We start from the raw sequence: 19,599 nt of genomic DNA, 5'->3' as shown, positions 1-19,599 counted from the left end.
CAGCCAGTGTCTCATCGCCGTTTCCTCCGTCATGCTCTTTTGCGGCGACATTAATTGGCATGCACCGTGTCAGGAAGTCCTTTTGGGGAAATCTTTTGCGGGGCTGAGGTGGTCATCCTCCCTGGATACCTGCGCATGCAGGTATCCAGGGAGGTCCCTCAGAGAGGACCGGCAGACATACTTTTCGACCTCTTCTATAGTTCGGAAGACTTGCACAGAGCTCTCACAAACTATTTCAGTAGCCGTCCCGATTTCGCTGACCGGACTGCTGCTTATGATACTTCCAACAATCGACGTTCCATCCCTGCCTACGAAACGGTTGCCGGAAGCCGAACGACAAGATGTCTTGTTTCTATCGCGTAAATTCAATGACATGGTGAAATATACAAAAAATTTCTACGCAGACGTCGGTTTGTTTGAGGAATGCCTATTCGCTGCGCGGAAAGCCACCCGGGAAAACCGCGATCTGCTTTCTCGGTATCCGTTTGTGGCGGCCCGCGATGGAGCCATGACGATTTACCATTTTGCCAAAGCTCTAGACAATGCAAATGGGGCGGCTTTTCGCGTTCCAACTATTGCGAGGCTTGTCGATAAGAACCTTCTGAAAGATGCGCGGAAACTATTGGAAGATACCTTCCCCCTGCATGTCGCACTGAGACATGCAGTTGCCCACGCTGCCGAACTCGCAAGTAACCCAGAGAAGGAAAAAGATCGGGCTCTGTCTGGGCCTTACGAAGGCCTCGGCATCAAGATCGAACATGAGCAGGCAACCGCTACGATTGAGGAAGGGCTATCCAATAGAACCTTTTTCACAACGCATCAGGGGCAGATTCTCAGCTACGATATTACCAAGAGCTCTGCAGACGCGTTAGTTGAAGCAACTCGGACGTTCATGAGTGCTTTCTCTCGTGTCTCAGCGCATCTTCGCGAATGAAAGGGAGCTTGCGCCCCCTAATCCAGGTCGCGTTTGACTTCCGGGCTGTCGAGGAGGGCGTCGATGTGGCTCGCCTCGTCATAGGAATGGTCCGCGATGAAGTTCAGATCGGGGGTGAACTTCATCTCGATACGCTTGCCGAGCTTGCCGCGGATGAAGGCCGAGGCCCGGTTCAGCGCCTTGGCGAGCTGGTCCTGCGCGGCCGGGTCGGTCTCGCCCAGCGGCGAGCAGAAGACATTGGCGTGCTTCAGGTCGGGCGAGGTGCGCACCTCGCCGATCGTGACATTGACGCCCTGAAGGTCCGGGTCGCGGAACTCCTCGCGCATGAAGATGTCGGTCAGCGCATGGCGGATGAGCTCGCCGGCGCGCAGCTGGCGCTGGGAGGGTTCAAGCGCGTTTGCGTCTTGCCTTTTTCTGTTGCGCGCCATGGGGGGCTCCTTCGTTCAGCCGGGTCTTGAAGGCCAGGGCGGCGGCCTTGTCGCCGGCAAACCACTTGTCCGGCACGATCAGCGGATCGGCGCCATCAAAGGTGATCAGCGTGTATGAGCGGCGGCTGCGCACCGTCTGGACGGCCGCCCAGGCAATGCGCGTCTCGACCGCGCCTCTCCTGATTTGGAGCCCTTGCTGTGTCAGGTCAATCACTGTTTCAGCGCCGGTCTCGGAGGCCCGGCCCGCATGGTGGCGGTAGGACCAGCGCACGAAGATGAGATACCACACGATCCCGGCCATCGCCGCGCACAGCGAAGAGAGAAACCAGGTCCAGTAGGAAGAGACCGGCGTGGTGCTCAGCGCGTTGCGGGTCATCAGCGCCATAGCGGCCGAGATCACCGGCGCGGTCACCCCGGCATAATAGAGCGCGGTCGGGCCGATATTGGACGAGCGGGTCTGGTTGACCAGCCGCTTCATGTCCTTGTCGGTCAGCTTGCCGACAGCCCGCAGGCGGGCGCCATGCGGCCCCGGATCACGCGGCGCGGGGGCAGGGGGGTAACGGCGGATAGCCATGCCGCAGAGTGAAGCAGGCCAAGCTTAACCGGAAATGGAAAAAGCCGGGAAAACTCCCGGCTTCTTCTCGTTGTCTGCAGTTGGTTTCAGGTGTGTGGACTAGCTGTCGAGCGTCCGCTCGACCACCTCGACCTCGAAACACTCGATCTTGTCGCCTTCGCGGATGTCTTCGTATTTCTCGAAGGCCATGCCGCACTCCATGCCGGAGGACACTTCCGGCACTTCGTCCTTGAAGCGCTTCAGCGTCTTCAGCTTGCCCTCGTGAATGACGACATCGTCGCGCAGCAGGCGCACGCCGCAGCCGCGCTTGACCACGCCTTCGCTGACCTTGCAGCCGGCGACCTTGCCGACGCGGGTGATGTTGAAGACTTCGAGAATGTCGGCATAGCCGATGAAGGTCTCGCGCTGTTCCGGGGCGAGCATGCCCGAGAGCGTGTCTCTCACATCGTCGATCAGGTTGTAGATCACCGAATAGTAGCGGATCTCCACCCCTTCCTTCTCGGCCAGTTCGCGCGCCTGCTTGTTGGCGCGGACATTGAAGGCAAAGACCGGGGCGTTGGACGATTTCGCCAGCAGGATGTCGCTTTCGGAGATACCGCCGGCCGCGCCATAGATGACATTGGCCCTGACCTCGTCATTCGACAGCTGCTCGACCGACTGGGTGATCGCCTCGACGGAGCCCTGGACGTCCGCCTTCACCACCAGCGGCAGTTCGGAGACGGCCGCATCGTCCTTCATCGAGTTCATCAGCGACTCGAGCGAAGCACGCGAGGCAACGCCGGTCTTCTGGCGCTCCATCCGGCTGCGATACTCGGTGATCTCGCGGGCACGGGCCTCGTTGTCGACGACGTTGAACATGTCGCCAGGCTCCGGCGCGCCGCTCAGGCCGAGCACCTCGGCGGGGACGGCGGGGCCGGCTTCCTTGAGCTGCTGGCCGCGCTCATTGACCAGCGCGCGGACCTTGCCCCACTGCTTGCCGGCGACGACGATCTCGCCGCGCTTCAGCGTGCCGCGATTGACGAGCACGGTCGCAACCGGGCCGCGGCCCTTGTCGAGCTGCGATTCCACCACGATGCCGTCGGCGTCGCGGTTCGGATTGGCTTTCAGCTCGAGCAGCTCGGCCTGCAGCGTGATCGCCTCGGTCAGTTCCTCAAGGCCGGTCCGTTCGGTGGCCGACACCTTGATGGCCTGAACGTCGCCGCCCATCGCCTCGACCTGGATGTCGTGCTGGAGCAGTTCGGTCAGGACATTGTCCGGATTGGCATCCGGCTTGTCGCACTTGTTCACCGCCACGATGATCGGCACTTCGGCCGCCTTGGCGTGCTTGATCGCCTCGATCGTCTGCGGCATGACGCCGTCATCGGCTGCCACCACGAGGATGACGATGTCGGTGACGTTCGCGCCGCGGGCCCGCATTGCGGAGAAGGCGGCGTGGCCCGGCGTGTCGAGGAAGGTGATCTTGTCGCCGGAGCCCAGCTGCACCTGATAGGCACCGATATGCTGGGTGATGCCGCCGGCTTCGCCTGCGACCACATCGGTCGAGCGGAGCGCGTCGAGCAGCGACGTCTTGCCGTGGTCGACGTGGCCCATCACGGTCACGATCGGCGCACGCGGCTTCATGTCCTTGGGATCGTCCTCATCGCCTTCCAGGCCGATCTCGACGTCGGATTCGGCAACGCGCCGGACGGTGTGGCCGAATTCCTCGGCGATCAGCTCGGCGGTATCGGCGTCGAGAATATCATTGGCGCGCATCATCTCGCCTTGGCGCATCATGTATTTCACGACGTCGGCGACGCGTTCATTCATGCGCTGGGAAAGATCCTGAAGCGTGATCGATTCCGGCAGGGTGACCTCGCGGGAGACCTTTTCCGTGCCATCGTCACCGGACTGGCGGCGTTCGCGTTCGCGTTCACGGGCGCGCTTGACCGAGGCCAGCGAGCGCTGGCGTTCGCCATCGTCGCCCAGGGCGCTGGCAATGGTAAGCTTGCCCTTGCGGCGCTTGTTGCCGCCACCGCCGCCCTTGCCGCCGGGTCCGCCGTCACTGAAGTCACGGTCGTTCTGACGGCCCTTGCGGGATTTCTTGCCGCCGCCACGGCCCTGGGCGGGCTCGGGGATCGGCATGTCGGGCGCCGCCGGAGCCGGCTCGCCGCCGCGGTCGTCCTTGGCGGGCGCGCTCTTCTGCTTCTTCGCCTCGGCCTCTTCCTTGGCCTTGCGCTCTTCTTCCTCGGCCTTGCGGCGGGCTTCAGCCTCTTCGCGCTCCTTGTCCTCCTGGACCTTGCGCTCCTGTTCGGAGAGCAGGCGCTCGCGGGCGGCTTCCTGGCGTTTCTGCTCGGCTTCGCGCTTCTGCTCGGCTTCCCGGCGCTGCAGCAGGACTTTCTGGCGCGCTACGAGTTCCTCTTCGGTAATGCCGAGCTTCTTCGCGGCTTCCGCGAGCTTGGACGGCTGCTTGCCGCCGGACGCAGGGGCCTGCGAGGCGGACGACTTCTTGCCGCCCTCCTGACCGGACCCGCCCGGTCCCACGACGCGGCGCTTCTTCGTCTGCACGATCACCTGTTTGGACCGGCCATGGCTGAAGCTCTGCTTCACCGTACCGCTCGACCCACGCGAGACCGTCAGAGGTTTGCGTCCGCTCGTATTGCCTTTGTCTTTCGTATCGCTCATGCGACTCCATACATCTGCATATTTATCGGCAGAGACCCAATCCCTGCCGTTTTGTCTCACCGATTCCGGCTAGAGAACCAGTCTTGTTCCGGCGCTGTCCTGAACCCGACCAGCCGTTTATAGGCGGTTCCGAAAGAGTCCGACAGCGGGCCTTCCTGAAGCAGGGCATGTATCACACGCCCCCTGCCAAAGGCCATGCCCAATTCAGCAGACGTTAGCGCGCCTGCTGTTCTGGGAGTGTCATACATCGCCTTGGCGAGAAAATGAACCTTGTTACGGCCATCCTCGCTGCCATCGCTTGCCTCGATGAGATGGCCCGGCGAGTCTTTCCTTAAATAGTCACGAACCTGGTCGAATCCAAGAATGACTTCACCGGCCTTGCGCGCCATGCCCAGAAGACCGAGGCAGCGCTGCACCAGCTGGTCCTCGATCAGGGCGGTCATATCGTCGATCGGCGCGGTCTTCGCCTTGAAAGCGCGGGAAAAGGCGTCTGTCTTGATCGCCTTCTCCACGCTGGCGCGGTCGGCCTTCACCCAGGCGCCACGGCCCGGCAGCTTGGCGAGCACATCCGGCACCGCCACGCCGTCAGGCGAGCGGACAAAGCGGATCAGCGCATCCTGCGGGAGGCTTTCACGCGTGACGATGCACTGGCGATGGGGCCCACCGCCAGTGTCTGTGTCATCGGACGCCTTCAGGCGCCGGAGGGGCTCATTCCTTGGGCTCGGCATCGTCGCCGTCCTCTGAGGAGGTTTCTGCCTCGGTTTCTTCGGCCAGCGCGTCGAGGTCGAAGATCAGTTCTTCCTCGGCGAGCTCCTCGGCCTCGTCGCTGGCCTTGCCGATTTCGCCAAGCGACATGAGCGCGCGCTCTTCCTCGGACAGGTCGGCGCTCTCGCTGGCGGCTTCGGCGGCCATGTCGGCCTCGAGCTGGGCGAGCGCTTCCGGCTCGACCCATCCGGCCGCGACACGGGCGCGCATGATGAAGAGCTGGGCCTCATCCTTGCGCATCTCGCCCTTCTTCAGGATGCCTTCCTGGAAGACCGGCTTGCCATCGGGGCCCGGCTCGCGCCAGCCCGTGATGTCGTCCGGCACCAGCCCGGCAATGTCCTCGAGCGTCTTGACGTCGTTCTCGCCGAATTTCACGGCAAAGGCGACGGTCATGCCCTCGAGCTCCATGACATTGTCCTCGACTCCCAGTTCCTTGCGGCGGGCATCCTGCTCGGCGGCAAGATTGTCGAGATATTCGCGGGCCCGTTCCTGGATCTCGTTGGCGACTTCGAGGTCGAAGCCTTCGATCGAGATGAAGTCTTCCGGCGCCACATAGGCGATTTCCTCGACGCTCTCGAAGCCTTCGGACGCCAGCAGCTGGGCCAGCGTCTCGTCGGCGTCGAGCGCCTTCATGAAGAGCTCGGTGCGGGCCTGGAAGTCCTTCTGGTAACGCTCGGAATCGGCGGTCTCGGTGACCAGGTCGATCTGCCAGCCCGTCAGCTGCGAGGCGAGACGGACATTCTGGCCGCGCCGGCCGATGGCCAGCGGGAACTGGTCGTCGGCGACGACGACTTCCACGCGATGCTCGTCCTCGTCGAGGACAACCTTGGAGACTTCCGCCGGCTGCAGCGCGTTCACGATGAAGGTGGCCGCGTCATAGTTCCACGGAATGATGTCGATCTTCTCGCCCGACAGTTCGCCGACGACAGCCTGGACGCGCGCGCCGCGCATACCGACACAGGCGCCGACCGGGTCGATCGAGCTGTCATTGGAGATCACGCCGATCTTGGCGCGCGAACCGGGGTCGCGCGAGCAGGCGCGGATCTCGATGACGCCGTCATAGACTTCCGGCACCTCTTGCGCGAACAGCTTGACCATGAAGTCCGGATGGGCGCGCGACAGGAAGATCTGCGGGCCCTTGGTCTCGCGGGAGACCTTGTAGAGATAGGCGCGCACGCGGTCGTTCGGCTGGAAGTTCTCGCGCGGGATGCCGTCATTGCGGCGGATAATGCCTTCGGCGCGGCCGAGATCCACGATCACGTGGCCGTATTCGACGCGCTTGACGATGCCGTTGATGATCTCGCCGACACGGTCCTTGTACTCTTCGTACTGACGCTCGCGCTCGGCATCGCGCACCTTCTGCATGATGACCTGCTTGGCCGTCTGCGCGGCGACGCGGCCGAAATCGAAGGGCGGGAGCTCTTCGCGGATCTCGCTGCCGATCTCGTAATTGCCGTCGAGCTTCTGCGCCTCGGTCAGCGCGATCTGCTGGGCCGGGTCCTCGACCTCGTCATCGGCGACGACGGTCTGGACGCGCCACAGCGTCTGCTCGCCGGTATCGGCGTCGATATGGGCGCGGATGTCGTGTTCCTGGCCGTAGCGGGACTTGGCAGCCTTCTCGATCGCTTCCTGCATCGCATCGATGACGATCGTGCGGTCGATCGCCTTCTCTTCAGCGACCGCCTTCGCGATCTGCAGGATTTCGAGCCGGTTGGCTGATACGCCGACTGCACTCATCTCTAAGCTCCACTTTCTTCTTCATTATTGTTGTCATCTTCGGTCTCATCGACTTCGAGGCCGGAGAAATTCTCGTCATCGGGCTGGGGCGGCAGCCCGCCGGTCGCTTTGGCCGCCTCGATCAGCTCGTCGGTCAGGACGAGGCTTGCCTTGGACATCTCGTCGACGCGGGCGACCAGTTCGCTCTCATCGTCGAGCTCGATCGCGACGCCGTTTTCGTCTTCCCTTTGTATCACACCCTGGAAGCGGCGCCGACCGTCGATCGGCATGGCCAGCTCCACCTTGGCGAGATGGCCGGCCCAGCGGCCGAAATCGCCTTCGCGGGTCAGCGGGCGGTCGATGCCGGGGGTCGAGACCTCGAGCCGGTACGGGTCGCGGATCGGATCGGCCGCTTCGAGCACCGGCGAAATGCCATGAGACAGCGCGGCGCAATCCTCGACATTGGTCGCCGCGCCGCCAGCCTTTTCGGCCATGACCTGCAGCGTCGGGCGCTTGCCGCCCATCAGGCGCACGCGCACGATCTCCATGCCGAGGCCGTCTGCGACGGGCCCGATCAGGGAGAGAATGGTTTTTTCCTGCTGCGTCAGCGCGATCACTTCGGATTGTCTCCGGGCAAAAGAAAGCGGCGGACCCGTTGCCGGACCCGCCGCCGATATTTTTCGACTTGCCGCCTAAATAGTATCAGGCGTGCAGAATGTCTAGAGAAGTTTCAGGTCGACGGCCGAGGTCTTGCCACGGCGCTCATCGGTGTGCAGCTCGTATTCGATGGAAGCATCTTCCGCGAGCGTGCGCATGCCGGACTTCTCGACAGCCGAAATGTGAACGAACACATCCGAACCGCCGGCGTCCGGCTTGATGAAGCCATAGCCTTTTTGGTCGTTGAACCACTTAACTTTTCCGGTTGCCATATTGGCTACTCCAGTCTTCTCCCCGTGCCGACCCTGCACTGCGCAGACGGTCACGAAGGGTCTCGAAAGAACGGAGGAATTGAAGTCAGGGCCGTCGGTCTGACGGGGTCTTGGCATTCAGACCGACCGTATATTCGATCCACGTCTTATGCCCGAGACGGAGCCATAGCGCAATCACGATTGCATGACAGCTGTTATCAGCCCAGCGCGTAGACGATTGGCAGGATGATTTTTGGCCGGTCGCCCGTACAGGTTTCGCCCGGAACGCCAGTCTCGACTTTCCATGTCCACTGGCGGATCGTCTCCTCGGCCGACTCCTCGAATGTGGCAGATGGCACGGCAGCCAGGATCTCCACATCGCTGACCTTCAGGTCTTTCACGGCAATCTGGGCAATCATGGCCCCGAACATGCCTTGGCGGGCGGCGCCATGCGGATAGCGGATCGCTGGCTTCATGTCGAACGTGCCATCGCAATAGGGCAGGGCGTCAGCGTTTTCCTCGGATGCGGCAGCCTCGGCTCTGGGCGCGTACTCCAGCGTGTCCAGCTCCGCCATGATCTCGTCGACCTGCCGGTCGAGCCTGTCCGGATCAGGCCCGTTCAGCAGGCTGCCGAGCTTTCGCCCGCCGCCGGAATGGAAATAGGCTGAGATCGCCATCTCCCAGGCCTGGGTGACATACCAGTTATGCTCGAGCCAGGCTGGTCTCTCCTCGAGGCCATGGCCCATCTTCCCGAGCTCGACATGATGGCGAGCCATGGCGAGGGCGTGATCGGTGTCGGGATCGTAATTGAAGCCCGACGCGATGGTGGCAATTTTCGCATTGCTCCAATACTCGCCAATGACGTCCTTGAAAGGCGCGAAATGGGTGGCGGCCTCTCCGGCGCTATCCTTGGCTTCGCGCCAGTCATGGTCGACCATGTCCCTGAGATAGCGATTGTGGAAGGCGGCCAGCGTGAGTGTCGTCACATCCCTCGGGACAAGCGGCTCGAGCGCCTTGTTGAGGGCTTTGCGCCGCTTTCCGCCGGGCTTCTGTCTCCAGGCGGCATAGGCTTCCAGAAGGGCAATGTCTTCGGCCTGGACCGCATTTCCGGGCAGCGGCTTGCCGGCGGCAAACTGCGCAAGCTCGGCGGCCCCGGTGCAATCGGCCATGAGGCAGAGCGTCTGGCCGGCCTCAAAGGCGAGGATTGCTGCATCCTCTCGCCCGGGGTTCGCGAGGGCGGCTTCGCCAAGCGCTTTGGCTGTTTTTACCCGCAACGCCGTGTCGCCGGACGAGACCGCTTCATTATAGGCGGAAATGGCCTGGTTGATATCCTGCGCTTCGGCTGAGGCTGCAGTGGCTGCGACAGCAAGCGCTACAGCGGTCAAAATGCGTTTCATGCGGTTCCCCTCGCTCCCGATTCGGGATCGAGCATAGCGAAGGGGATCTCAAGATCAACTGAAGGTCATGGTGTTTCTACCAAAGAGAGCTCGTAGAAGACCGGGGCGATGTCGCCGAGATTCTTTGTCTCATAGCGCGTGCGCACATGATCGGCCGGGGCCTTGCGCCAGTCATCGGCTGTCTCGGCCAGCCAGTGAAACGCACCATGCGCGAGGAGCGTGGCCAGCGCCTCATCGGCATAGGAGCGCACATCGGTGGCAAAGCGCAGGGCCGCGCCCGGCTTCATCACGCGGGCCAGCTCATCGAGGAAGTCCGGCTGGATGAGGCGGCGCTTGTGGTGCTTCTTCTTCGGCCACGGGTCCGGGAACAGGATGAAGACGCGGTCGAGGCAATTGTCCGGTAGCAGCGCCATCAGGGCGCGCGCATCCTCGTCCCAGAGGCGGACATTGGAGAGGCCCTTGTCCTCGATGGCCGACAGGCATTTCGCCATGCCCTCGATAAAAACCTCGCAGGCAAGATAGCCGACGTCCCGGTGGGCCTCGGCCTGTGCCGCCACATGCTCGCCGCCGCCAAACCCGATCTCAAGCCAGAGCGCGCTCGCCAGCGGGTCGAACAGGTCGAGGGGCCGCTCCAGCGCGCCGGCATCGGCCGGGATGCGGAGCCGGGGCAAGACATTTTCAACCAAACTCTGCTGTCTCGTAGAGAGGGGACGCCCTCCCGTGCGGCCAAAGGAGCGAATTGGTGCGTGATCATGCGATGACACTGGCTCTTGGGACTCCGTCCGAAAGGTCTCTTCTGCAAACTCCCGCGCGACGGATCGCCTGGCGCTGGTGGGCCATCTGGCTGGCCGGTTTCGGCGTCTTCTCGATGATGATGCCGCGCGATGCAAGCTTCGATGTCCTGCATTATCACCTGCATAATGGCTGGGCCGTGCTGAACGGGCGCGCCGGACAGGATCTCGCGCCGGCGGAAATGCACAGCTTCCTCAACCCGCTCTGGCAGGTCTTCGTCTGGCAGCTGATCGAGCTGTTGCCGGGGCGGGCTGTGGCCTTCGTGCTGGGCGTGCTGCAGGGGCTGATCTTGCCCGCGCTCTATGCGCTGACACGCCGCCTGCTCGACCGTGCCGGGTCACGCCCAAGCCTCGTTACCGTGCTCGCTATCTGCCTTGTCGGGTTCTCAGGGGAGATGCAGTTCGGGCTGATGGCGTCGGCGCGCAACGATGCGGTGTGTGCGGCGGTCTTCCTCGGCGCGCTCGTCCTCCTCCTGCCGGAGCGTACCGGCGGAGCGGGCGTGCTGCCCCTGGCGCTGGCGAGCCTGCTGATGGGGGCGCTTTTCGGCCTGAAGCCGACCAATGGCGTCTATGTCCTCTTCTTCGCCATCGCCATCATGATAATGGCGGACGGCTGGAGCGCGCGGCTCAGGGCCGCCGGCATCTGCGCGTTGGCTGGACTGGCGGGCATTCTGCTGACCGGCGGCGCCTGGGCCTGGCATCTCTATGAGGCCTATGGCAATCCGATATTCCCGCAGCTCAACACCTTCTTCGACGCTCCGCTCGGGCCGGATACGGCCTTCCGCGACAATCGTTACCTGCCGGGCGGCGTGGGCGAGGCGATGCTGCGGCCCTTCGTCTTCCTGTTCGACGGGGCGCTGGTCAACGAGCATCATTTCTTCGATCCGCGCCTGCAGATCGGCTATGTCGCCGCCTTTGGCATGCTGGGGCTCGTGGCGGCGCGCCCCGGCAAGGCCTGGCCGGCGGGCCGGGAGGCTGTGGCGCTGTCGGTGGGGTTGATCGTGTCGCTGCTGGCCTGGAGCCTCGTCTTCTCGATCGCGCGCTACTATTCGGCCGGCTGGCTGATCGGTCCGGCCATGTTCGCGCTTTTCGTGGCGATGCTGCGCCCGGCCTGGCTCGGCCATGCCTGGGCACCTTTTGTCTCGCTCGGTGTCGCCGCCGCCCTGTTTGCGACCACGCAGCTTGCCGAGCTTCGCCGCGTGCCCTGGCAGGGCTGGAGCGAGCCCTATGTCACCGCCGAGGTGCCGGCCATGCCTGGGCTCGACCATGCCGTCATCGCCTTTTCCGGCGGTTATCCGAGTGCCTTCCTCGCGCCCTTCTTTCCACAGACGGCGCAGATGACCCATCTCGTCCCGCAGGAGTGGAGCGCGCCGGCGCTCGCGAACTATCGCGGGCAGATCCGGGACCTCATCGCCGAGCCCGGGCGGCCTCTTTATGTCGTCATCGTCGACACTGAGGGCCATTTTACCGAAACCGTGGAGAAGCTCATGCGGATCGAGCATGTCACGGTGGAGACTGGTGCCTGCAAGGTGATCGACACCAATTTCGCCACGCCTGAAACGGTCTGGAAAATCTGCCCGGCGGATGTGAAACGGCCCGCCCCCTGAGGGGACGGGCCGAATGGCTTTCAGTCTGAAAGTGCCTGGGCTTAGCCCACCAGGTCCTTCAGATCGTCGACGAGGTCGGTCTTCTCCCAAGAGAAGCCGCCTTCATTGTCCGGCGTGCGGCCGAAGTGGCCATAGGCGGCGGTGCGCGCATAGATCGGCTTGTTGAGGCCGAGCTGCGTGCGGATGCCGCGCGGGGACAGGTCCATGATCTCCATGAGACGCTTTTCCAGCTTGCGCTCGTCGGTGTTCGATGTGTCGTGCAGGTTCACATTGATCGACAGCGGCTGGGCCACACCGATCGCGTAGGAGAGCTGCAGCGTGCACCGCTTGGCGAGGCCGGCGGCCACCACGTTCTTGGCGAGGTAGCGGGCGGCATAGGCGGCCGAACGGTCGACCTTGGACGGGTCCTTGCCCGAGAAGGCGCCGCCGCCATGCGGGGCGGAGCCGCCATAGGTGTCGACGATAATCTTGCGGCCGGTCAGGCCGGCATCGCCGTCCGGGCCGCCAACGACGAAGTTGCCGGTCGGGTTGACGTAGAACTTCTCTTCCTTCGGCAGCCAGCCTTCCGGCAGAACGTCCTTGACCACCGGGCGGACCAGTTCGCGGATCTCGTCGGCCGACAGGCCTTCCTTGTGCTGGGTCGAGACGACGATGGCGTCGATGCCGACCGGCAGGCCGTCACGATAGGCCATGGTGACCTGGCTCTTGGCGTCCGGCTCGAATTCCGGGCGCTCGCCGGAATGGCGAAGCTCGGCCATCCGCTTCAGGATGCGGTGGGAAAACGAGATCGGGGCCGGCATCAGCTCGTCGGTCTCGTCGCTGGCATATCCGAACATGATGCCCTGGTCGCCAGCGCCTTCCTCGGTATAGGTGCCCGTGCCTTCATCGACACCGGCGGCAATGTCTTCCGACTGGCCATGCAGCCAGTTGTGCAGCTTCAGCTTCTCCCAGTGGAAGCCGTCCTGCTCATAGCCGATGTCCTTGATGGCGTTGCGCACGGTCTGTTCGATCATATCGTCCGTGATGGTATCGGGGCCGCGCATCTCGCCCAGCAGGGCGACCTGATTGGTCGTTGCGGCGGTTTCGCAAGCGACGCGCACGCGGGACGGATCATAGCCGGCTTTCAGGGCTTCCCGGAAGTATAGATCGACGACCTCGTCGGAAACGCGGTCGCACACTTTGTCCGGGTGGCCCTCGGAAACACTCTCACTCGTAAACAGAAAATCTGTTGGGATCAAAACAGCCCTCTCTCGTTAATAAGATTATACGGATGCGAGAGGGTGTAGAGCCTTTAGGGCGCCCCGGCTAGTCATCTTCCCGATTTTGATGGGCAGAAGCTGCTGCCTTGATCGTTGCAATGAGGGATTTGCGCAAGGCTTCATCACTTATCTGCTGGAATGCCGCCACCAGTTCCATCGCTTCATTGTCCATATAGGGAAGCGGGCCGGGTTCACTGTCTTCAGCGAGCTCTCCATTGGGCAGTCTGAGGTATTCCTCGGCGCCTTCATAGAAATAGAGCACCGGGATTTCGAGCACGGTGGAGAGTTCATAGAGCCGCCCGGCCGATATCCGGTTCACGCCCTTCTCGTACTTTTGCACCTGCTGGAAGGTCAGGCCCAGCCGCTCGCCGAGCTGTTCCTGGGTCAGACCGAGCTCCCGGCGGCGCCATCTCAGGCGCTGGCCCACGAGATGATCGATCTTGCTGGGAAGCTTGCTGTCCGACATTCTACCTTCCGAAGGCTATGCTGCAGAGACGCTCTCTAGCGCCGCCATGCCAGAAAGGCCAGAACGGCAAAGCCGGTCAGCGTCAGCCAGAACAGCGCCGGACCATACTTCTGGTAGGGTGTGGCCGGCAGGGCATTGGGCAGGGGCGTGCGCGCCACGGAAGAGACCCAGCCTTTCGGATCCCCCGTCACGCGCTGGCCGCGTACGGTCTCCCGGCCAAGCCCGTCGACCATGGCCGTCGTGCCCCGGCTCGCCACCCGCGCCATGGGCAGCCCGCTCTCGATGGAGCGGTAGCGGTTCTGGGCATAGTGCTGGGCCGGGCCCATGCCGCGGCCGAACCAGGCATCGTTGGAGATGGTCACGATCCACTTGGCATCGTCGCGCTGCGGGCCGGCCTTGCGGGTGATCTCCGGAAACAGGCCCTCATAGCAGATGAGCGCCACGAAGGGCGGCAGGTCGCGCGGGAAGAGTACGGTCGGTTCGCTGCCCGGCTCGAAGCCGCTGGTCGCCAGCTGCTGGATGGCGCCCGGCAGGATACCCGACAGCGCATCGCCGAAGGGCACGATCCTGGAGGCCGGCAATTCCCCGAACGGCACCAGGCGGTGCTTGTCGTAAAGCGCGATCAGTTCGGCGCGCCCATTCTCGGTCTGCAGCACGGCCAGGCTGTTATGGTAGACGCCCTCGCGCCCGTCGAAGCTGCGCCGCGTCGAGCCGACAATCAGGGTGCGCTGGCCGAGATAGGCCGAGATGACGTCGAGGGCGTAATTGTTGGCCAGAAGCTCGAAGGGCAGGGCGCCTTCCGGCCAGATCACGATATCGCTCGGGTCGCTCTCGATGTCGCGCAGGAATTCGCCATAGCGGTTGAGCACTTTCTCGCCGGATCCCTGGGCGTATTTCTTGTTCTGCGGCACACCGACATCCATCAGGACGACGGTCTCCTCGCTCATCACGGGCGGCTGGGCGAGGCGCTGGGCGCCCCAGGCCCAGCCGAAGCCGGTCAGGATGACGGCGATCAGCAGCGGCAGGGCCCGGCCGAGCACGCCGCGGGCATCGCGTGTGTCGACCATGGCCGCCGGCGACGCACACATGAACAGCGTCAGCAGCGTCAGCCAGTAGACCCCGCCCAGCGATGCGGCTTGCGACAGCGCGCCGCCCGGCGCCCAGGTCGTGCCGAAAATATTCCAGGGAAAGCCGCCGAAGAGGTGGCCGCGCACCAGTTCGGCCAAGGCGAAGAAGATCGAGAAGATGAAGATGCGCGACGGCGAGGCCGACCAGAACGCCCCGGCCAGCGAGGTCGCCGCGCCCCAGATCAGCGCCATGCCGCCGGGCAGCGCGAGCAGCGGCATCCACAGGAAGACGGCGTATTTCTGCGGCTCCACCAGGAAGGCTGAGGCCGTCCAGTGCATGCCGACCAGGAAGAAGCCATAGCCAAAGGCCCAGCCGCGCAGGAAGAGCGCCCGGCCCCAGCGGATGTCACCGCGCGCGCCGTCCATCATCCAGACAAGCCCGACCAGCGAGACGATCAGGGCCGGCGTCAGGTGGAAGGGCGCAAAGGCCAGCGCCGCGAACGCCCCGAGCAGGGCGGCGAAGCCGACGGCACTCCACCCGCGAAGCTTGGCAATCGCTTCGTGAAGAGGGCCTAGCGCGGTAAAACCGTGGCTCTTGATGGCACTGCTCAAACGGCACCTTCGCGGGGCAGCTGGCGCACGACCAGGCGTTCGATCTTGCGGGCGTCGCCGTCGAGAATCTCTATGTCGGCGCCGCTCGGGTGGCGCAGCACCTCGCCGCGCAGGGGCACCTTGCCGGCCAGTGCGAAGGCGACCCCGCCCAGCGTATCGACTTCCACGTCAAGGTCGGGAATATCGAGATTGAGCCCCGTCTTCTCCATGAAATCGGAAATCTCCATTCTGGCATCCGCTTCCCAGGCATGGCGTCCGCGGCGGACGACCATGGCCGGTTCTTCGTCGTGTTCGTCTTCAATGTCACCGACAATTTCTTCCATCAGGTCCTCGAGAGAGACCAGGCCGTCGGTGCCGCCATACTCGTCCACGATGAGCGCCATGTGAATCCGGCTCGACTGCATTTTCACAAGAAGATCAGCAAGCTTCATCGAGCCGGGCACGAAAAGAACGTCCCGGCGCAGGCGTTCCAGCGGCCGGTCGCTGCCATTTCCGCCGCGCGCGATCTCGCCGATCACGTCCTTGATGTGGACCAGCCCGACCGGATCGTCGAGCGAGTCGCGATAGACCGGCAGGCGGGAATGGGATTCTTCGGCAAAGATCTGGATCAGGCCGGGCAGGTCGGTGCCGAGTTCGACGCCGACAATCTCGGCGCGGGGGATCATCACATCGCCGACGCGGGCTTCCTCGAATTCGGCCAGGCGCAGGCGTAGCTGCTGGGGTGTGTGGCGCGCGGAAGTGTCCTCACTGGGCAGAGGGGCTGGCTCGGGATTGCGCCGTCGGCGAAAATTGAAGAATCGCGGACGGCGCCGTCTCTCTCGGTCGGTACTGTCGGTCATTTCCCTACACTTCAGGATTGCACGGAGTATGGATCAGCGATGCCAAGCGTGGCAAGCGCACGCCGCTCCAGATCCTCCATTTCCCTGGCCTCTGTGTCTTCCATGTGGTCATGCCCCAGAAGATGCAGATAGCCATGGATGACGAGATGGCTCAGATGATCGCCCAGTGGAATGCCGCGTATGGCCGCATCCCGGCTGGCCACGCCAAGCCCGATGGCGATGTCGCCGAGAAAGGGCGCCTCCATCGGTTCGGCCGGGAAGGACAGCACATCGGTCGGTTTGTCCTTGCCGCGCCAGTCGCGGTTGAGCTGGTGCATTTCCGCGTCGTCGGTCAGCAGCAGGGCGACCTCGCCGGGCGTGCCGGCCACGCCGAAGCCGGCCGTCAGCGCCTTTTCGCAGACAGCTTCGGGGCTTCCCACGGCATCGGTCCAGCCATCGGTTTCGATTCGCAGATCAAGCTGGACGCTCATTGGCCCGGTTCGCTGTCCTTGTCATAGGCGCGGATGATCCGCGAGACGAGCGCGTGGCGGCGCACATCGGCGGCCGAGAACTCGACCATGCCGACGCCTTCGACGCCGTTCAGGATCTTCAGGGCATGGGCGAGCCCCGAGGGCTGGTGCTTGGGCAGGTCGACCTGTCCCGGATCGCCCGTCACCACCATGCGGGAGTCGCGACCGAGCCGGGTCAGCACCATTTTCGTCTGCCCGACCGTGGCGTTCTGCGCCTCGTCCATGACGACGAAGGCATTCTTCAGCGTGCGCCCGCGCATGAAGGCCAGCGGGGCAACCTCGATGATCTTCTTTTCCCGCATCCGCTCGACCTGGTCGACACCGAGCACCTCGTTCAGCGCATCCCAGATGGGGCGCAGATAGGGCTCGACCTTCTCTTCCAGGTCGCCGGGCAGGAAGCCGAGATTTTCCCCGGCCTCGACGGCGGGCCGGGTGATGATCAGCCGTTCCTTGGTCTTCTTGCGCAGCTCGGCTGCGCCAGCGGCGACCGCGAGGAAGGTCTTGCCGGTGCCGGCCGGGCCGACGCCGAAGACAAGGTCGCAGCCGGGCCGGGTCAGCTTGTCGATATAGGCCGACTGGGTCTGGGTCTGCGGCATCACCGGCACGCGCAGGCCCGACAGCGTGCCATAGCTTTCCGCCGGCGCGCGCGCCTGGTCGATGGCGCCCTCGAAGACGTCCTCGCCGGCTTCCGGGTTGCGCTTCAGCATGCGTTCGAAGGCCGCCAGCGTCGCTTCTGCCGTGGAGACCGCGTCGACAGAGCCCGACAGCTTGATGCTGCCGCCCTGGCTTTCCGCCTCCAGCTTGCCGTCGATCAGCGCCATTTCCAGCTTCATGAGGTTGCGGTGCTGCGGCCCGCAAATGGCCGGCAGCTGGGCTGGATTTTCAGGCGTGTAGAGGCGGGTGATCGTGCCTTTCAAGGTCAGGCAGCCTCCACCGCAGCCGCATATTCCCCGGCGAGCGAATTGAGCGTCGCGCCGACAATCTTCACATCCACGATCTGGCCGGCGAGATGGTCCGGCCCATCGAAGTGAACCGCCTGCATCCACGGGCTGCGGCCATGCATCTGGCCGGGATTGCGGCCCTTGCCGGTCACCAGGACCGGGATGGTCTGGCCGACCTTGGAGGCGTTGAATTCGGTCTGCTGCTGCTTGAGCAGGGCCTGCAGCCGCTGCAGGCGCTCATCCTTCACCTCTTCCGGCACATGGCCGAACATGTCGGCGGCCGGCGTGCCGGGACGCGGCGAGTATTTGAAGGAATATGCGATCGCGTAGCCGACCTCGCGGACCAGATCCATCGTGTCCTCGAAGTCCTGGTCGCTCTCGCCCGGAAAGCCGACGATGAAGTCGGAGGCGAGCGCCATGTCGGGGCGCGCCTCGCGCATCTTGCGCATGATGTCGAGATAGCGTTCGGCGGTGTGGCCGCGATTCATCGCCTTCAGGATGCGGTCGGAGCCCGATTGCACCGGCAGGTGCAGGAAGGGCATCAGCTCTGGCACCTCGCCATGCGCGGCGATCAGGTCGTCATCCATGTCGCGCGGATGGCTGGTCGTATAGCGGATGCGGTCAATCCCGCCGATCTTGGCGAGGTGGCGCGCCAGCTGGCCAAGCCCCCACTCGCCGTCGCCTTCCAGTTTCGGCCCGGCGCCATGCCAGGCATTAACGTTCTGGCCGAGCAGCGAGATGTCGCGCACGCCCTGGGCGGCCAGGCTGCGGGCCTCGATGGTGATGTCGTCGACCGGACGCGACAGCTCCGCGCCGCGCGTATAGGGCACGACGCAGAAGGTGCAGAACTTGTCGCAGCCTTCCTGCACAGACAGGAACGCGCTCGGCCCGTCGGCCTCGCGGGCCTTGGGCAGGGCATCGAACTTTTCCAGCGTTTCGAACTCGGTTTCCAGACGCTCGCCGACCGCGCGGCTGGCGCGCGCGACCATTTCCGGCAACTTGTGATAGGCCTGCGGGCCAAGCACGAGGTCGACCGCCGGCTGGCGGCGCATGATCTCGGCGCCCTCGGCCTGGGCGACGCAGCCGGCGACCGCAATCGTCATCTTGCCGCCGGCGGCCTCTTTCATCTTCTTGATCTGGCCCAGCTCGGAATAGACCTTTTCTGTCGCCTTCTCGCGGATATGGCAGGTGTTCAGCACGACGAGATCGGCATTGTCAGCCGTGTCGACCGGCTGATAGCCGAGCGGGCGCAGCACATCGCGCATGCGCTCGCTGTCATAAACATTCATCTGGCAGCCATACGTCTTGATGAAGAGACGCTTCGGCTCGGATTGCGAAGTCTGGGTGGTCATCCGCGCGCTTATGACTCAAAAGCGGCTCTCAGGCCAGACTTGGTGTTAGTCCGGCTCAATCCTTCTTCAGCGGGACGCCGTAAAGTTCCAGCCGGTGATCGACCAGCTTGTAGCCGAGCTTTTCGGCAATCTCGACCTGGAGCTTCTCGATCTCTTCGGAGTGAAACTCGACCACATCGCCGTTGCGCACATCGATCAGGTGATCGTGGTGCTCTTTTGGCATTTCCTCGAACCGGGCCCGGCCGTCACGGAATTCGTGACGTTCGATGATGCCACTCTCCTCGAACAGCTTCACCGTGCGGTAGACCGTGGCGAGCGAAATCGAACTGTCGACATCATTGGCCCGCCGGTGCAGTTCCTCGGCATCGGGGTGATCGTCGGACGATGACAGGACGCGCGCAATGACGCGGCGCTGTTCCGTCATTCTGAGGCCTTTTTCGGCGCAAAGTCTTTCAAGGCGATCCATGGCTCTGTTCATGCCTCCGATTCAGCCGCGTGTCCAGCAATAGGGCGCGACATTAATATGGCAGCCACACGCGATCCGTCTGGCCGGGAATAATAGTTGTTCCTGCGGCCGTCGGCGACGAACCCGCAATTTTCATAGAAGGAGATGGCACCGTGATTGTCTGCGGCAACATCGAGTAGCAGCCGGTCCACACCATGCTGGCCCAGCAGCGGCCGTGCCGCGGTGAGCAGGCGGCGGGCCAGCCCCTGGCGGCGGGCATCCGGGTGGACGGCAAGGGTGAGGATTTCCGCATCCGGCGGCACGCGCT

The 19,599-nt window shown here is 63.7% G+C and carries 20 protein-coding genes; 2 read left to right on the top strand and 18 right to left on the bottom strand.

Annotated elements, in window-relative coordinates:
- The first annotated feature begins 274 nt into the window (after window positions 1-274).
- Window positions 275-934 (top strand): hypothetical protein, encoded by a 660-nt coding sequence (locus B8784_RS01500; RefSeq protein WP_143435244.1) that lies wholly within the window; start codon window positions 275-277, stop codon window positions 932-934.
- A gap of 17 nt (window positions 935-951) precedes the next feature.
- Here the strand turns inward: B8784_RS01500 and rbfA are convergent, their stop codons facing one another.
- From rbfA to trmB, 9 genes are all read right to left on the bottom strand, one after another.
- Window positions 952-1,362, bottom strand: coding sequence for a 30S ribosome-binding factor RbfA (gene rbfA / locus B8784_RS01495; protein ID WP_084395856.1), 411 nt, complete (start codon window positions 1,360-1,362; stop codon window positions 952-954).
- Window positions 1,322-1,936 (bottom strand): YcxB family protein, encoded by a 615-nt coding sequence (locus B8784_RS01490; protein WP_084395855.1) that lies wholly within the window; start codon window positions 1,934-1,936, stop codon window positions 1,322-1,324. Before B8784_RS01490 ends, rbfA begins: the two co-directional genes overlap by 41 nt.
- 99 nt (window positions 1,937-2,035) lie before the next feature.
- Complete coding sequence (gene infB / locus B8784_RS01485; RefSeq protein ID WP_233355919.1) at window positions 2,036-4,597, bottom strand: translation initiation factor IF-2; 2,562 nt, start codon at window positions 4,595-4,597, stop codon at window positions 2,036-2,038.
- 56 nt (window positions 4,598-4,653) lie between these two features.
- Window positions 4,654-5,325 (bottom strand): RNA-binding protein, encoded by a 672-nt coding sequence (locus tag B8784_RS01480; protein ID WP_084395853.1) that lies wholly within the window; start codon window positions 5,323-5,325, stop codon window positions 4,654-4,656.
- Window positions 5,306-7,099, bottom strand: a complete 1,794-nt coding sequence (nusA, locus tag B8784_RS01475) for a transcription termination factor NusA (protein WP_084395852.1) — start codon at window positions 7,097-7,099, stop codon at window positions 5,306-5,308. Before nusA ends, B8784_RS01480 begins: the two co-directional genes overlap by 20 nt.
- Before the next feature lie 2 nt (window positions 7,100-7,101).
- Window positions 7,102-7,695: a ribosome maturation factor RimP gene (rimP, locus tag B8784_RS01470; RefSeq protein ID WP_084395851.1), complete on the bottom strand. Its 594-nt coding sequence runs from the start codon at window positions 7,693-7,695 to the stop codon at window positions 7,102-7,104.
- A 102-nt stretch (window positions 7,696-7,797) separates the two neighbouring features.
- Complete coding sequence (locus B8784_RS01465) at window positions 7,798-8,007, bottom strand: cold-shock protein (RefSeq protein WP_084395850.1); 210 nt, start codon at window positions 8,005-8,007, stop codon at window positions 7,798-7,800.
- Between the two features lie 197 nt (window positions 8,008-8,204).
- Entirely contained in the window at window positions 8,205-9,383 is a 1,179-nt protein-coding gene (locus tag B8784_RS01460; RefSeq protein WP_084395849.1) for an energy transducer TonB, read from the bottom strand.
- A gap of 65 nt (window positions 9,384-9,448) precedes the next feature.
- Complete coding sequence (gene trmB / locus B8784_RS01455) at window positions 9,449-10,054, bottom strand: tRNA (guanosine(46)-N7)-methyltransferase TrmB (RefSeq protein WP_233355918.1); 606 nt, start codon at window positions 10,052-10,054, stop codon at window positions 9,449-9,451.
- Between the two features lie 71 nt (window positions 10,055-10,125).
- On the opposite strand from trmB, the gene B8784_RS01450 reads away from it, so the two are divergent.
- A complete protein-coding gene (locus B8784_RS01450; protein WP_143435243.1) occupies window positions 10,126-11,781 on the top strand; it encodes a hypothetical protein in 1,656 nt (551 codons plus the stop codon).
- A 41-nt stretch (window positions 11,782-11,822) separates the two neighbouring features.
- Here B8784_RS01450 and metK read toward each other — a convergent pair whose 3' ends face one another.
- The 9 genes from metK to B8784_RS01405 form a co-directional block, all read right to left on the bottom strand.
- Window positions 11,823-13,019: a methionine adenosyltransferase gene (gene metK / locus B8784_RS01445; RefSeq protein ID WP_199288570.1), complete on the bottom strand. Its 1,197-nt coding sequence runs from the start codon at window positions 13,017-13,019 to the stop codon at window positions 11,823-11,825.
- 67 nt (window positions 13,020-13,086) lie between these two features.
- A complete protein-coding gene (locus B8784_RS01440) occupies window positions 13,087-13,506 on the bottom strand; it encodes a helix-turn-helix domain-containing protein (RefSeq protein ID WP_084395846.1) in 420 nt (139 codons plus the stop codon).
- Between the two features lie 35 nt (window positions 13,507-13,541).
- A complete protein-coding gene (gene lnt / locus B8784_RS01435) occupies window positions 13,542-15,185 on the bottom strand; it encodes an apolipoprotein N-acyltransferase (protein WP_084395845.1) in 1,644 nt (547 codons plus the stop codon).
- Window positions 15,182-16,024 (bottom strand): hemolysin family protein, encoded by an 843-nt coding sequence (locus B8784_RS01430; protein ID WP_084395844.1) that lies wholly within the window; start codon window positions 16,022-16,024, stop codon window positions 15,182-15,184. The genes lnt and B8784_RS01430 overlap by 4 nt, the downstream gene beginning before the upstream one ends.
- A gap of 11 nt (window positions 16,025-16,035) precedes the next feature.
- Window positions 16,036-16,494 (bottom strand): rRNA maturation RNase YbeY, encoded by a 459-nt coding sequence (gene ybeY, locus B8784_RS01425; RefSeq protein WP_084395843.1) that lies wholly within the window; start codon window positions 16,492-16,494, stop codon window positions 16,036-16,038.
- The gene (locus tag B8784_RS01420) at window positions 16,491-17,450 is read right to left on the bottom strand and encodes a PhoH family protein (RefSeq protein WP_084395842.1); all 960 of its coding nucleotides are present in this window, start codon (window positions 17,448-17,450) and stop codon (window positions 16,491-16,493) included. The genes ybeY and B8784_RS01420 overlap by 4 nt, the downstream gene beginning before the upstream one ends.
- A gap of 2 nt (window positions 17,451-17,452) precedes the next feature.
- Window positions 17,453-18,826: a tRNA (N6-isopentenyl adenosine(37)-C2)-methylthiotransferase MiaB gene (gene miaB / locus B8784_RS01415; protein ID WP_084395841.1), complete on the bottom strand. Its 1,374-nt coding sequence runs from the start codon at window positions 18,824-18,826 to the stop codon at window positions 17,453-17,455.
- A gap of 55 nt (window positions 18,827-18,881) precedes the next feature.
- Complete coding sequence (locus B8784_RS01410) at window positions 18,882-19,292, bottom strand: Fur family transcriptional regulator (RefSeq protein ID WP_084395840.1); 411 nt, start codon at window positions 19,290-19,292, stop codon at window positions 18,882-18,884.
- 8 nt (window positions 19,293-19,300) lie between these two features.
- A partial coding sequence (locus tag B8784_RS01405; RefSeq protein ID WP_143435242.1) for a GNAT family N-acetyltransferase occupies window positions 19,301-19,599 on the bottom strand: 299 nt, incomplete at its 5' end.

Source organism: Henriciella aquimarina (assembly GCF_002088975.1).
In the GTDB taxonomy this organism is placed as follows: Bacteria; Pseudomonadota; Alphaproteobacteria; order Caulobacterales; family Hyphomonadaceae; genus Henriciella; species Henriciella aquimarina.
This window is presented reverse-complemented; position numbering and strand designations above follow the sequence as displayed.

What these genes read in the sequence shown, in the direction of transcription:
- B8784_RS01500 (WP_143435244.1), top strand. Translation starts at nt 275, where the DNA reads ATGATACTTCCAACAATCGACGTTCCATCCCTGCCTACGAAACGGTTG.
- rbfA (WP_084395856.1), bottom strand. Translation starts at nt 1,362, where the DNA reads ATGGCGCGCAACAGAAAAAGGCAAGACGCAAACGCGCTTGAACCCTCC.
- B8784_RS01490 (WP_084395855.1), bottom strand. Translation starts at nt 1,936, where the DNA reads ATGGCTATCCGCCGTTACCCCCCTGCCCCCGCGCCGCGTGATCCGGGG.
- infB (WP_233355919.1), bottom strand. Translation starts at nt 4,597, where the DNA reads ATGAGCGATACGAAAGACAAAGGCAATACGAGCGGACGCAAACCTCTG.
- B8784_RS01480 (WP_084395853.1), bottom strand. Translation starts at nt 5,325, where the DNA reads ATGCCGAGCCCAAGGAATGAGCCCCTCCGGCGCCTGAAGGCGTCCGAT.
- nusA (WP_084395852.1), bottom strand. Translation starts at nt 7,099, where the DNA reads ATGAGTGCAGTCGGCGTATCAGCCAACCGGCTCGAAATCCTGCAGATC.
- B8784_RS01465 (WP_084395850.1), bottom strand. Translation starts at nt 8,007, where the DNA reads ATGGCAACCGGAAAAGTTAAGTGGTTCAACGACCAAAAAGGCTATGGC.
- B8784_RS01460 (WP_084395849.1), bottom strand. Translation starts at nt 9,383, where the DNA reads ATGAAACGCATTTTGACCGCTGTAGCGCTTGCTGTCGCAGCCACTGCA.
- B8784_RS01440 (WP_084395846.1), bottom strand. Translation starts at nt 13,506, where the DNA reads ATGTCGGACAGCAAGCTTCCCAGCAAGATCGATCATCTCGTGGGCCAG.
- B8784_RS01430 (WP_084395844.1), bottom strand. Translation starts at nt 16,024, where the DNA reads ATGACCGACAGTACCGACCGAGAGAGACGGCGCCGTCCGCGATTCTTC.
- ybeY (WP_084395843.1), bottom strand. Translation starts at nt 16,494, where the DNA reads ATGAGCGTCCAGCTTGATCTGCGAATCGAAACCGATGGCTGGACCGAT.
- miaB (WP_084395841.1), bottom strand. Translation starts at nt 18,826, where the DNA reads ATGACCACCCAGACTTCGCAATCCGAGCCGAAGCGTCTCTTCATCAAG.
- B8784_RS01410 (WP_084395840.1), bottom strand. Translation starts at nt 19,292, where the DNA reads ATGGATCGCCTTGAAAGACTTTGCGCCGAAAAAGGCCTCAGAATGACG.